Annotated in this window: 17 protein-coding genes; all 17 read left to right on the plus strand. The window is 49.7% G+C overall.

Annotated elements, in window-relative coordinates; all coding sequences use genetic code 11:
• Window positions 1-262 precede the first annotated feature (262 nt).
• The 17 genes from ppsA to C1752_RS29480 all read left to right on the plus strand — a co-directional run bounded on the left by ppsA (window position 263) and on the right by C1752_RS29480 (window position 12,954).
• Window positions 263-2,719: a phosphoenolpyruvate synthase gene (ppsA, locus tag C1752_RS23950; protein ID WP_110988577.1), complete on the plus strand. Its 2,457-nt coding sequence runs from the start codon at window positions 263-265 to the stop codon at window positions 2,717-2,719.
• Window positions 2,720-2,777: 58 nt separating this feature from the next.
• Window positions 2,778-3,338 carry a universal stress protein gene (locus C1752_RS23955; protein WP_110988589.1) on the plus strand — a complete coding sequence of 187 codons (561 nt, stop codon included), beginning with the start codon at window positions 2,778-2,780 and terminating at the stop codon, window positions 3,336-3,338.
• Window positions 3,338-3,862 carry a universal stress protein gene (locus C1752_RS23960; RefSeq protein WP_110988578.1) on the plus strand — a complete coding sequence of 175 codons (525 nt, stop codon included), beginning with the start codon at window positions 3,338-3,340 and terminating at the stop codon, window positions 3,860-3,862. Before C1752_RS23955 ends, C1752_RS23960 begins: the two co-directional genes overlap by 1 nt.
• Before the next feature lie 9 nt (window positions 3,863-3,871).
• Complete coding sequence (locus C1752_RS23965) at window positions 3,872-4,369, plus strand: universal stress protein (protein WP_110988579.1); 498 nt, start codon at window positions 3,872-3,874, stop codon at window positions 4,367-4,369.
• A 13-nt stretch (window positions 4,370-4,382) separates the two neighbouring features.
• The gene (locus C1752_RS29470) at window positions 4,383-4,916 is read left to right on the plus strand and encodes a universal stress protein (RefSeq protein ID WP_233501856.1); all 534 of its coding nucleotides are present in this window, start codon (window positions 4,383-4,385) and stop codon (window positions 4,914-4,916) included.
• A 24-nt stretch (window positions 4,917-4,940) separates the two neighbouring features.
• Entirely contained in the window at window positions 4,941-5,468 is a 528-nt protein-coding gene (locus tag C1752_RS29475) for a universal stress protein (RefSeq protein WP_233501857.1), read from the plus strand.
• A complete protein-coding gene (gene hoxE / locus C1752_RS23975; protein WP_110988590.1) occupies window positions 5,458-5,991 on the plus strand; it encodes a bidirectional hydrogenase complex protein HoxE in 534 nt (177 codons plus the stop codon). Before C1752_RS29475 ends, hoxE begins: the two co-directional genes overlap by 11 nt.
• On the plus strand, window positions 5,992-7,674 hold the full coding sequence (nuoF, locus tag C1752_RS23980; RefSeq protein WP_110988580.1) for an NADH-quinone oxidoreductase subunit NuoF: 1,683 nt from the start codon (window positions 5,992-5,994) through the stop codon (window positions 7,672-7,674).
• 169 nt (window positions 7,675-7,843) lie between these two features.
• Window positions 7,844-8,749, plus strand: coding sequence for an amino acid ABC transporter substrate-binding protein (locus C1752_RS23985; RefSeq protein WP_110988591.1), 906 nt, complete (start codon window positions 7,844-7,846; stop codon window positions 8,747-8,749).
• A gap of 165 nt (window positions 8,750-8,914) precedes the next feature.
• Window positions 8,915-9,364 (plus strand): DUF6335 family protein, encoded by a 450-nt coding sequence (locus tag C1752_RS23990; RefSeq protein WP_110988581.1) that lies wholly within the window; start codon window positions 8,915-8,917, stop codon window positions 9,362-9,364.
• A 62-nt stretch (window positions 9,365-9,426) separates the two neighbouring features.
• Complete coding sequence (gene hpf, locus C1752_RS23995) at window positions 9,427-10,029, plus strand: ribosome hibernation-promoting factor, HPF/YfiA family (RefSeq protein WP_110988582.1); 603 nt, start codon at window positions 9,427-9,429, stop codon at window positions 10,027-10,029.
• 86 nt (window positions 10,030-10,115) lie between these two features.
• Entirely contained in the window at window positions 10,116-10,406 is a 291-nt protein-coding gene (locus C1752_RS24000; RefSeq protein WP_110988583.1) for a Nif11-like leader peptide family natural product precursor, read from the plus strand.
• 56 nt (window positions 10,407-10,462) lie between these two features.
• The gene (locus C1752_RS24005) at window positions 10,463-10,846 is read left to right on the plus strand and encodes a (2Fe-2S) ferredoxin domain-containing protein (RefSeq protein WP_110988584.1); all 384 of its coding nucleotides are present in this window, start codon (window positions 10,463-10,465) and stop codon (window positions 10,844-10,846) included.
• Window positions 10,847-10,901: 55 nt separating this feature from the next.
• Window positions 10,902-11,348, plus strand: a complete 447-nt coding sequence (locus C1752_RS24010; RefSeq protein WP_110988585.1) for a hypothetical protein — start codon at window positions 10,902-10,904, stop codon at window positions 11,346-11,348.
• Window positions 11,349-11,404: 56 nt separating this feature from the next.
• Window positions 11,405-11,662 (plus strand): hypothetical protein, encoded by a 258-nt coding sequence (locus C1752_RS24015; protein WP_110988586.1) that lies wholly within the window; start codon window positions 11,405-11,407, stop codon window positions 11,660-11,662.
• A gap of 134 nt (window positions 11,663-11,796) precedes the next feature.
• The gene (locus tag C1752_RS29090; protein ID WP_199464506.1) at window positions 11,797-11,973 is read left to right on the plus strand and encodes a hypothetical protein; all 177 of its coding nucleotides are present in this window, start codon (window positions 11,797-11,799) and stop codon (window positions 11,971-11,973) included.
• A gap of 78 nt (window positions 11,974-12,051) precedes the next feature.
• A complete protein-coding gene (locus C1752_RS29480; RefSeq protein WP_233501859.1) occupies window positions 12,052-12,954 on the plus strand; it encodes a hypothetical protein in 903 nt (300 codons plus the stop codon).
• Window positions 12,955-13,091: the final 137 nt, after the last annotated feature.

Raw genomic sequence — 13,091 nt, forward strand, 5'->3', positions numbered from 1 at the left:
TGCATTGATTCTATTCCAGATTTTAATGGAAGTCTGCTTGTCAGATTTTAGGTTTTCCTATGTGCACTTTTGAATAAATTTTTAGAGACTTCCGATTGATTATTTCATGCTGCTCTTGCACTACCGAAATGGTTTGATGCCAAACGATTCAAGCCGTTCTCCCTCACAAGTTCCTCAATTTAGTGGCCTACAACAAAAGTAGATGGAGTTAAGTAGAACTCTCCATCTCTGACAGGACCTAATTGATAGAGGAACCTAGATCATGGCGCAAGCAACTCAACAATTCCAGCAGACCCAAAGCTCTAAAACCCATGAACTATTGATGTGGTTTGATGAAGTCGGAATTGATGACGTTCCTCTCGTGGGAGGAAAGAATGCATCTCTCGGTGAGATGATTCAGCAGCTTTCTCAGAAAGGTATAAAAGTTCCCGCAGGATTTGCCACAACAGCCTTTGCTTATCGGTCCTTCATTCAGCTGGCAGGGCTAGAGCCTCAACTGCGTGAGATATTCGCCGATCTTGATGTCGAAAATGTTAGGAGTCTGAGAAGAGCGGGGCAACAGGCTCGAACGCTCATTCTGAATACGCCTTTCCCTGAGGATTTGAAAGGGGTCATTACTCAGGCTTACTTAGCATTATGCGATCGCTGTGCCACAGGGCCTTATCTGAACGACGAGCTAGATGTCGCGGTGCGGTCTAGCGCCACGGCAGAAGATCTCCCCGACGCTAGTTTTGCCGGTCAACAGGAAACCTATCTCAACGTGCATGGCATTCATGGCGTCCTGGAAGCCTGCCATAAATGTTTTGCTTCTCTCTTCACTGATCGTGCCATCTCATACCGAACTACTAAAGGGTTTGACCACTTCAGCATTGCGCTCTCGGTAGGGGTGCAGCAGATGGTCCGCTCTGACCTCGCCACCGCTGGTGTGATGTTCTCTATCGATACCGAAACAGGGTTCAAGAATGCCGCTTTGATCACTGCAGCCTATGGTCTGGGGGAAAACGTCGTTCAAGGATCCGTCAACCCTGATGAGTATCTGGTGTTCAAGCCAACGCTGCTGAAGGGCTGCCAGCCCATCCTTGATAAGCGATTGGGTAGCAAAGAAATCAAGATGGTCTACGACCTAGAGGGCAGTAAGCTCACTAAAAACGTGCTAGTTCCCGAGCATGATCGTCAAAACTTTGCCCTCACCAACGATGAGATCCTCACCCTAGCCCGATGGGCTTGCATCATTGAAGATCATTACTCTGCTGTCCGGGGCGTCGATACCCCAATGGATATTGAGTGGGCACAGGATGGTCACACTGGTGAACTATTCATCGTCCAAGCGCGACCGGAAACGGTGCAGTCTCAGAAGGCTGAGCATCTTTTAACTACCTATCGCTTGCTAGATTCTGACGAGGTATTGGTCCAGGGTCGAGCTGTCGGAGCCAGAATCGGCGAAGGCAAAGTGCGGGTGATTGCCGATGCCAGCCAGATCGGTTTATTCAAGCCCGGGGAAGTTTTGGTGACTTCCCGAACTGATCCAGATTGGGAGCCGATTATGAAGCAGGCCGCTGCCATTGTTACCGATCAGGGGGGCCGTACCTGCCACGCTGCGATCATTGCCCGTGAGCTGGGCATTCCAGCCATTGTGGGCTGTAACCATGCGACCACAAAACTGTCTACGGGGCAGGTGGTCACGGTCTCCTGTGCTGAAGGTGAAGGCGGCAATGTCTATGCAGGGCAGTTGTCCTTTGAGAAGCAGGAAACACCGCTGGCCGATTTGCCCCGCACCCGGACTCAAATCTTGATGAATATAGCCAATCCGGAAACTGCCTTTGGGTTAGCGTCTATTCCCTGTGATGGCGTGGGTTTGGCCCGTCTAGAATTCATTATTGCCAATCAGATTAAGGTGCATCCGCTGGCATTGATTCACTTTGATCAGCTAGAGGATCCGCTGGTGAAGGATGAGATCGCAACCCTAACCACCCACTATCCCTACAAACCCGACTTCTTCATGGATAAGCTGGCCCACGGCATCGGCACCATTGCGGCAGCCTTCTATCCGAAGCCCGTGATCGTGCGAATGTCGGATTTCAAAAGCAACGAGTACGCCAATCTTTTGGGCGGACAGCCGTTTGAGCCGCACGAAGAGAATCCCATGCTGGGCTGGCGAGGGGCCTCTCGATACTACGAAGGATCGTATCGGGACGCCTTTGAGCTAGAGTGCAGAGCCATCCGGCGTGTACGAGAGGACATGGGACTCACCAATGTAATTCCAATGATTCCGTTCTGTCGTACCCCAGATGAAGGCCAAAAAGTTCTCGAAGAAATGGCTCGGCACGGTCTCCAACGAGGTCAAGATGGCCTCCAGGTTTATGTGATGTGTGAGGTGCCCACTAACGTTATTTTGGCTGACCAGTTTAGCGACATCTTTGATGGCTTCTCCATTGGCTCCAATGACCTGACCCAGCTCACCCTGGGACTTGATCGGGATTCGAGTTTAGTGGCCCGTCTTTTTGACGAACGCAATGAGGCCGTCAAAGAAATGATCCGTCAGGTGATTGCCAAGGCAAAAGCTAAGGGCCGCAAAGTGGGTATCTGTGGCCAAGCGCCCAGTGACTACCCAGAATTTGCTCAGTTCTTAGTGGAGCAGGGCATTGACTCCCTCAGTCTCAATGCTGATTCGGTCCTCAAAACCTTACTTGCTGTTGCAGAAGCAGAGGGACACCAGTGATGGATATCAAACAATTCTTTCAAATCATGATTCAGACTCAGGTCTATTGGAGGTTGGTATGTTTCACAAAATTTTAGTTGCGATGGATAGCTCTAAAACAGGCGACGAGATCTTTGACTATGCTCTAGCGTTAGCCCAACCTCTTAAAGCCGATCTAATGTTGCTACATGTGTTGTCGAGTGACGAGGTCGGTGCCCCAGATATGCCGCTAGCTCTTCCTGGCCCCTACTACTATCCAGGACTTTCAGATCTTCCCCTTCAGACCTATCGAGAAACTTGGGAGAAACTGGAAGCCCAGGGGATAGGACGTCTTCAGAGCTGTGAAAAGCAGGCCAAGCTGCATGGCGTATCGACAGAATATACACAAACCTCTGGCAGTCCTGGACGAACTATTTGCGACTTAGCCCAAAACTGGGGAGCCGATCTCATTCTGATGGGGTGTCGTGGGCGGGCAGGATTAAGTCAACTCATCCTCGGTAGTGTGAGTAATTACGTGATGCACCATGCCCCCTGCTCTGTTGTAGTTGTCAAGGCACCCGTTCATACTTTTTCACCGTTAGATCATACTCCTGAAACCTCTGTACATCTGACTGAATCTCGATTAGCGGGGTGGCAATAATGTATCAAACTATTCTGGCCGCAGTGGACTTATCAGAATTGAGCTTGGCGGTGTTTAAGCAAGCGCTCCAGCTCACTAAGTTCTGTGGCGCAAAGCTCATCCTGCTTCATGTTTTGTCCAGTGACGAAGAAGGTTTTCCGATCCTGGCGACCTTTCCTTATGATCACTTCGAACCAACCTTAGCAGAAGGCTATCTCGAAAGTTGGCGACAGCTTGAGCAGAAGGGACTGCAACATTTGAAAACCTTCGCAGATCATGCTCAGCAAGAGGGAATAAAGATAGAGACCCTGCAGATGGCCGGTAATCCAGGACAAATCATTCGGGATCTGGCTCGTGACAGAGCAGTGAATTTAATCATGATGGGCAACCGTGGTCGCTCCGGTCTGTCAGAACTCTTGCTAGGGAGTCAGAGCAACTATGTGATGCACCATGCTCCCTGTTCAGTGCAAGTGGTCAAGGTTCCTGTTCCTAAACTTGAACCACTTGTGGCTACAGCGAATCTTACTAAGAGTACAGGTAATTAGGAGGTCATTATGTATAAGAGCATTCTTGTTGCAATGGATGTTTTTGACTCAAGAACAACTGTCTTTGAGGAGGCACTTAAACTTGCCAGACTCAGTGGAGCCAAACTCGTATTACTGCATGCTCTTTCAAACGATGAAGTCGGTTATCCTAATGTGCCTCCTCTCGGCATTGATGAAGCCTACTATGAGCGCTGGCGCAGCTTTGTTAAGGAGGGATTGCTACACCTCAATCGGTTCAAAGAGCAAGCTGAGACCGAAGACGTTGAGGCCGAGATGCTTCAGGAAATTGGTCGCCCAGGGCATGTGATTTGTGCTGTTGCCCAAGAACAGAACGTTGACCTAATCATCATTGGGAATCGTGGTCGCTCTGGTCTTTCGGAAGCTGTGCTGGGTAGCCAGAGTAATTACGTGATGCACCATGCCCCCTGTTCCGTCTTAGTTCATCGCTTAACGGAGGATCGTTCTCAGTCAAGTGATGACAAAGCACCTTTAGCTGAATCTGTGTGATCAGGAGGTTCTGATGTTTAACAAAATTCTAGTGGCATTAGATTACTCAGCATCCTGTGAACAAGTCTTTGAGCAGGGTTTGACCTTAGCAAAGATGATGCATGCACAGCTCATGTTGGTGCATGTGGTTACCCCTCTAGAGGAAACATATCCGATCTCTACTCTCATGCCCAGTCTGTTAGATGACCCGGTAACCTCCCGCTTCGAAATCGCAAATGCCTATATTAGAGAGCTTGAGGCTTTCGAGATGAAGGGGCTTGAGATGTTAAAGTCGCACGCTAATATCGCCACTGAGCAGGGGCTACAAGCAGGAGTTCAACAACCCTCAGGGTATCCAGCTCGTAGCCTCTGTGATGTTGCTCGAACCTGGAATGCCGACGTGATTGTTATGGGGCGGCGGAGCCAAAACGTCTTGAGAAAAGCTTTGCTAGGCAGCATCAGCAACTACGTTACCCACCATGCACCCTGTTCCGTACTGATTGTTCATAACCAGGACAGTCCTGAATCGACTGTGCAACAGGAGACTGCTGACACCGCCAAGCCTTAAGTCTGAATCGTCAAGGTGAAAATCATGTATCACAAAATTTTAGTCGCGATTGATGAAGCCACCATTAACCAAAATATTTTTAATGCAGCGCTGGCACTCGCGAAGACAATACCTGATGTCAAGCTTGTGCTCCTGCACGTTTTGTCTCCTGATCTGGTTAAAGTCCCGGCTCATGTCTCTGTCCCTGGTCCGTTCCAGCAGCCCAATCTAGACCCGTACCCCAGCCTGCGAGAGGATCTGTTGTTCAGTCACCAGCGACAGTGGAATGCCTATGACAGTGATTGTCTTTCTCAACTGCGGTCCTATACAGCAGAGGCCATCAAAGCAGGGGTTACCACTGAATTTATGCAGCAACCGGGTGTTCCGGGGCCTGTGATCTGTGATCTGGCGAAAGCTCTACCAGCGGATCTGATTTTAATCGGGAACCGAGGTCGTTCAGGTCTCAAAGAAGTTCTGCTCGGCAGTGTCAGCAGATATGTTTCAGACCATGCCCCCTGCTCCGTTATGGTCATTCGTGCTCAACCCAAGCCCCATGTCGCTGATGAAGCTTGAGCAAAGGATTCAAACAAGCAGGTCAAACCATCCTAGTGGTGATAAGCGTTTTAAAGTGCTAGAGGCCACCATGAAGCGGCATCAGTATCAACCTGACGCCCTAATTGAGGTTCTCCATAAAGCGCAGGAACTCTTTGGCTATCTAGAGCTAGATTTACTGCTGCACATTGCCCATAGCCTCAAGCTCCCCCCGAGCCACGTCTATGGTGTAGCGACCTTTTATCACTTCTTTGCGCTCAAGCCTGCTGGGGCACATACCTGCGTTATTTGTATGGGCACTGCCTGCTATGTCAAAGGAGCCGCATCTCTTCTGAGCACCGTAGAACAGATGGCCCAAATTCAGGCTGGAGAAACTACCGCAGATGGTCAGCTTTCTCTCAGCACAGCCCGCTGCTTAGGGGCCTGTGGGAGCGCCCCCGCTGTCGTAATCGATGGCGATGTGATGGGGTATCAAACCCCAGAGACCCTGGGCGCACTACTCACTATCCACGTTCAGTCCCCAGGTGAGGAGGAGGCACAATAAATGGATTTAAATGAGCTGCAGACCTTGACGAAGCAGGAAAAAAAGATCCTTGATACACCCTGCATTTGCTGCTGCACCGTGGGAGGCTGCCTCTCTACCAATGCCCTTGAGGTTAAGAAACAACTGGAAAGCGAAATCGCAACCCAAAATCTCAAAGACCAGCTCAGCATCCGAGGCGTCGGCTGCATGGGCCTCTGCAGCCAAGGTCCCCTCGTCCGCCTAGACCCCGAAGGCATCCTCTACGATCACGTCACCCCTGACCAAGCCCCCCAACTCATCCAGGCCGCCCTCCACGCCACCTCTCCTCCCCATTCAAAACTCAAAACTTCTCCTACGAAGACGCTTCGCGAACAAAACTCAAAACCCAAAGCTCCCTCTCCCTACCAACCCCAACACCATCCCTTTTTCACCCACCAGCGCCCCATCGTCCTCGAAAACAGTGGTCGCATTAACCCAGAAAAAATCAAGGAATACATTGCCAATCGAGGATACTTCGCTCTCTACCGCGCCCTCTATGAGATGACGCCCGGCGAGGTGATCGATCAAATCACCCAAAGTGGCCTTCGGGGCCGAGGCGGAGGCGGCTACCCCACAGGCTTAAAGTGGTCCACCGTCGCCAAGATGCCAACCGGGCAAAAATACGTTATCTGTAATGGAGATGAAGGCGATCCAGGTGCTTTTATGGACCGCAGTGTCTTAGAAAGCGATCCGCATCGGGTGTTGGAAGGAATGGCGATCTCAGCCTATGCCGTGGGAGCTAACCAAGGCTACATCTACGTGCGCGGCGAGTATCCCCTTGCGATCAGTCATCTCCAGACTGCTATTCGTCAGGCCCGGCAGAAGGGACTATTGGGCAGTCAAATCTTCGAGTCTCCCTTTGACTTTCGGGTCGATATTCGCATCGGTGCTGGAGCCTTTGTCTGTGGCGAAGAAACGGCCCTGATGGCCTCAATTGAAGGCAAGCGTGGTCTACCTCGCCCCCGTCCTCCCTATCCAGCCGAGTCAGGTCTGTGGGGATGTCCAACCCTAATAAACAATGTCGAAACCTTTGCCAACGTTGCCCCCATCATTCGCAAAGGTGCTGATTGGTTTGCGGGGATTGGGACTGAGAACAGTAAGGGTACTAAGGTGTTTTCCCTGGCCGGAAAGATCAAAAATACTGGGTTAATTGAAGTCCCAATGGGCACTCCTCTGCGCCAGATTGTTGAACAGATGGGGGGCGGTGTTCCCGATGGAGCGGTAAAAGCCGTACAAACGGGTGGTCCCTCTGGGGGCTGCATTCCCGCCGATGCCTTTGATACGCTTGTGGACTATGAATCTTTAAAAGCTCTGGGGTCGATTATGGGGTCCGGCGGCATGATTGTCATGGATCAATCCACCAACATGGTGGACGTGGCCCGGTTCTTTATGGAGTTCTGTATGGATGAGTCCTGTGGCAAGTGCATTCCCTGTCGAGCCGGAACCGTGCAGCTTTATCAGTTGCTCACCAAGATCAGTGAAGGTAAAGCGCAGCAGGGGGATCTAGCTCAGCTTGAAGATCTTTGCGATGTAGTGAAACACACAAGCCTCTGCGGGCTGGGACAGTCAGCCCCTAATCCAGTTTTGAGTACATTACGATTTTTCAAAGATGAGTACTTAGCGCTCATGCAGGATGTCGTATCTGACCGTCAGAAGCCTCCGTAGGGGGAGAAGAGTTTTGAGTTTTAAGTTTTGAATTAATCTACTCATTCAAAACTCAACATTCAAAACTCAAAACTGATTTAACTTTTCCATGAACCTAGTCAAAAAAATCCAGTATATGAGCATTCAAAATCTTACCCTCCGTCAATTTAGGTTGCCTCAGACGGTTGCGATGGCCCTTGGCCTACCTTCGGTAATCGCAACTCTAACCACCCTCTTCAGCATCCTCGCACCGCAGATTGCCTCAGCCGAGACAGTTCTTGAAAAAGTTGAGCGTACCGGCACGCTAACCGCCGGAACGAATAAAAACGCACTGCCCTTTGCCTTTGCAGATGAACAGAGTCAGTTGCAGGGGTATTCCGTCGATATGCTCAAGCAGATCCAGGCCCAGTTGACGAAAAAACTTGGGAAAGAAGTGGAACTGAAACTCATTGCCCTTGCCCCAGAAGATAGAATCCCAAAGCTGATTGCAGGTGAAGTCGATATTGTCTGTGATGCTAGCAGCTACACCTGGGAGCGTGAGCAGAAAATTGATTTTTCTGTAAGCTACGGTCTCACAGGGACTCGCCTACTGACCAAGAAAGGAGTCCAAGCATGGGAACCCGAGGCATTAGCAAATAAGAAAATTGCTGCCGTTGCTGGAACAACGAACGAAATTGCGATTCGCCGCGCTCAACCTCAAGCCCAGATCGTGGTTCTCAAAGATCACGCTGAGGGCTATGAGGCATTGAAGCAAGGTACCGTGGATGCCTTTGCTGCTGATGGTATTCTGCTCGAAGGCTGGCTGCAAACGGCTGAAAATCCTGAAGAGTTCAATGTTGTCGGATACTTCTCCAGAGAAGGGATTGCCTGCATGGTACCCGAGAACAATTCTAAATTTGCTGATCAGGTGAACTACTCACTGGTGCGCTTCATGGAAGGGTACCTCAAAGGTAAAGAACCCTACGTCGCAACCTTTGATCGCTGGTTTGGTCCTGAGGCTAAAGTGCCTCTAACTCAAGATCTGCGCGCTTTAGTCTTAGAAACGATGCAGTTGGTGATCGACTTCAAAGAAGAAATTCCTGAAAGTGAACTTTAAGGTCGGGTTTCTCTCTCTATCACGGTCTAAGATTCCACAGGTGTATTCACACGATAGCTTTGCTCAGAGATGAGTTCATCAATTCCCTATGGCTTAAGGCTCACAACATCCTCAGATTGTCTAGATAGCCTCAAGTTAAGGAGTCGTTATTGAGGTATAGGGACTATGACAGACGCAACCTTTTTCAACTTAGGTAGAGTCTCTCCAAGACAACAGAGTACCGCTTCTCAGCAAGGCTCTGAGAGTCAAGAGATCCTATGGTCCGATTTAGGCAACTTAGACCATGCTGACTCATCCACTGAGGCCCTCGCCGATCAAGAAATGGGAGCTGCTCCAGCTTTGAAGCGGCTACAGAAAACAATGGCGAGTACTGAGCTTACCGGCGGTGATCCTGATGATGATGCCTATCAAGCCTCGGTTGTTGGCGAAGAAGCTGTGGGTGGTCAGACGCCTACACCCGATCAGAATGTCACCGAAGAGTTGCAAAAGGCTGTAGGGATTGCCTCTATTGAGGGTGAGACTGTCCGCACAGCAGCAAAGTTAGAGTGGCGAGATCGACATCCCTGGGGATTGAATCCCGAGTCTGCTGAAGATTATCGGGAGCGACTTGAGTAGATACCTCAACAATAGGGCAGATGCGATCGCAAACCAATAATTAGTGAGGAGGTCAATTTTATATGAGACTCGTTATTCAAGGCAAAAATCTGGACATCACTGATGCCATCCATGATTATGTGCAACAAAAAATAGGTAAGGCAATGATGCATTTTGAGCATCTAACCACTAAAACAGATGTCAAGCTATCTGTTCCAAGTCAATCTAGGAAGCAGCCTCGACAAAATGCAGAGGTAACTGTTTTTGCGAATGGCACCGTTATTCGGGCAGAAGAGAACCATGAGAACCTCTATGCCAGTATTGACTTAGTCGCTGATAAGCTTTCTCGTCAGCTACAGAAGTATAAAGGTAAAAAAGCGCAATTCTCTAAATCAAAGCGGCAGGTAGATGAAAGTCACGATCACCCCCTTGTGCCCGAAGAATTGACTCAGGAACGCGCTCCAGAACTGCCTCAGACAGTGGTCCGAAATAAGTTCTTTGCGATGCCGTCAATGACAGCACAGGACGCATTAGAAAACTTGCAGCTTGTTGATCATGATTTTTATGTGTTCCGCAATGAATCAACTGAAGAGATCAACGTAATCTATGAGCGCAATCATGGCGGCTATGGCATCATTCAGCCTCGTGAAGAGAATAAAGCTGATCAGTCGTCAGTCTCCCATTAAAATCCTTGATTCGCTTTCAGGCCGTCGTCTTTGTGCCTGAGGGGATTGAGCCAAACCGTAACGTCTATTGTTTTGAGGGGTAAACCATGTCTAAAGATAATGTGCTGAATTTTTTGTCCAAGGCTGCTGAAGATGAGCATCTGAAGGCAAAACTAGAGACAACTGCGAGCCAAGATGAGGTGGTGGGGGTCGCCAACCAGGCAGGGTATGAGTTCTCTACAGAGCATGTGGACGAGATGCTCACAGAGCTGAAGCAGAAACCCGGATTTTTCGGGATGCTGTCAGAGGCCGTGGCTGAGCTATTTGGTCCGGTTCACGATGACTATCCGGCGACTGGCGTTCAGCCCTATGGCGGTGATTCCAACCCCAAGCCATGAATATCGGGACAGTCCCCATCATTCTTCATATTGCTTAGAGCCTTTGATTTGTCTTGATGCCTAAAACAGTTTTAGTTTGCCAGAACACGACCTGTTACCAGCAAGGCTCTGCGAACGTGCTGACTGAGTTTCTATCCGGCGCTCCGTCTGGCATTACAGTGGAGTCTTCTGGTTGCTTGGGGCAGTGTGGGAGTGGTCCGATGGTACTCATTTTGCCGGAAGAGACATGGTATAGCCACGTCCAGCCCCGTGACGCGGCTGTGATTGCGGAGCAGCACCTCAACGCAGGACGGATCGTCACTAAAAAGCTGTATCCACTTTTTCATCCTCCGCGCAGGCCCATTGGAATGTGGCTAGCCGCTGGCAGTTTCTTGCTAGGTTTTTCTCTCTTACTGATTTGGATGCTAACGACTCATGCTGCTCTGCTGTCTAGGAATTAGGAGCTTAGGTTAGTCAATTTGATTTCAGCACCCTCTAATTATTTTGGGATTAGTTATGCCACAACAACATCCGTTTTATTTGCTTTGGTCTGGCGCGATTAACTTGGGAGATACGCCTGGTGTGTTCAACAACGCACAATTTGCGGGCCTTCTAGTACAGATTCCAGTCACGCTATCTTTCATACCAGAGAATGATTTACCCGTTCGCTTTCTGCTGAAAACGTCTGACGTTGAAATATTCAATGACAAAAAGCATCCCGTCTTTTGGGATTGGGAGCCGGGTACAGCGCTGCCCTCACCCGTTGGTTACGTTGATGATACGGATTTGATTCCAGAGCAGCCTGAATTTCATGAGTTGTCTGTCCCGCATTCGGCTGCAGCCGTTGGTCCCCATACAATCACCCTTCAGGTCAATTCCGAGGTTTCAGCAGGTTTACGGGATGATTTTGTGCTTGAGTGCATTGAGGCCCACGAAACCATCGGAGCAAAAATCGGATGGTAGAGGGTGCTCAATCAAATGTTTAAACAGAACGATGGGACTGGTTTAGGAACATAACCATGGTGCAGCTTCCCGCAACAGCATATCCACCACATCGTCTCAGCCTCGATCTTGGGGTGATTATTTTTACTCGACTGGTCAGCCATACCTACGATCTGTCGTTAGAGAGTCGTGAGGGTCAATGCCAATTCATTGGACGCATTGAAGAGAGAAGCAACGACCTTTGGGCGGTTACTTTTATCGACTGCCAAGCCTGTATTCCTGAATATTTTGATGACTGGCAGCAAGCGACCTTATTTTTATCCCGAGTCTTATAGAGTGAGGGTTTCAAGGCTCACAACATCCTCATATTGTCGATATAACGTTGAATTGAGGGGTTAGATTTCATACTCACCTGGAATAAACTCCTCACTCCCTTATCGGACACCTATTGTTTTGAAGATGATCGGCCATGACGACCCAAAGAGCGACACATTTCTCTGTTCAGTCTGTGGGCGAGGCGGCCCGACGTTTGCTGCAGTTTGTCGCCCAACCCGCGCTTCGCATCTTCGGTCCCACCGACGACGACTATCCTGAGGTGGGCGTACAGCCCTACGAAGGAGACCCAGCCGATCAAGACATGACGTAGTAAATTTTGAGTTTTGAGTTTTGAGTGAGTTGATCAATTCACCACTCATACCTTTCTCATTCCAAAGGTGGAAGTATTATGGCCATAGCTCAAGATCGTCTTAAAGCCTATTTAGAGCTGATTCAAGTTTTACTAGCTTGCCCCTCGGGTGAAGAGTGGATTCTGTTAAGGCAGAATGAGCAATTTGTGAATGCAGAGTTCATTCAGGTGATGGAGCAAGTTGCGACTCAGATCGCGGCAGATGGTCACACCCAATCTGGAACGTTCCTGCATAATTTAGCGGCCCAACTACATCATATTTTGGTTAATGAGGTGACCCCGCCGCCCCCAAATGGTGGCCCCTCTCAGGTCTATCGAGAACTGATTCAATCGCTCATCGATCGCCCTGATGAGGCGGTCGATCTGTTGGCTGCCCACAATGAACTGATTGGACCGGAGTTAGTCCATCAGCTTAAGCAAGAGGCAGCTCAGATGATGGGGCAAGGAGAGCAGGAAACGGCCCAGTTCTTAAAGACTCTGGCGGAAGAACTGAACCGAGCATGGCTTGAGGCTCATGCCTTTAAACCGCATAGTACGACCCACAAAGATAATCATAATCAGCCGGATAACCGCAAGGTGAAGCCGACTGTTGCAAACCCACGGTCTAAATCGGAGGAACCCCAACCCCCTGTGGCCCACACTGAGCAACCTCAGGGCCTAGAGGGGGTTGTCAATCAACTAGGTGAGATTGCAACCTCCCTCGCCCAACTCAACGAACACCTAAAGGTTCAGCAGCAAGATCCGCTGTGGTATATGGACGCTCTAGAGAAAGCCGCCTCTTCTGATTGGCTGCTATCGACCACCGAAGTGGAACAACTGATCGGCGTCAAACCCCACTGCAAAGCAGACGGTATCTATCAACGGGGCCAATGGGTCTTTAACAAAGCAGGGAAGATTGGCACCCAAACCGCCTGGCAGGTGAGCAAGACCAGCATCAGCTAACCAACCATACTGACCTTGTCTTGAAAAAGTGGACACTCCATTCGAAGAAATGATCTAGGAGAATGTCCACATGACACAGAAGAAACGCAGACTATTCACTGATGAACAAAAAGCAGAGGCAGTCCGTATTGTCGAGC

Source organism: Acaryochloris thomasi RCC1774 (assembly GCF_003231495.1).
Lineage (GTDB): Bacteria > Cyanobacteriota > Cyanobacteriia > Thermosynechococcales > Thermosynechococcaceae > RCC1774.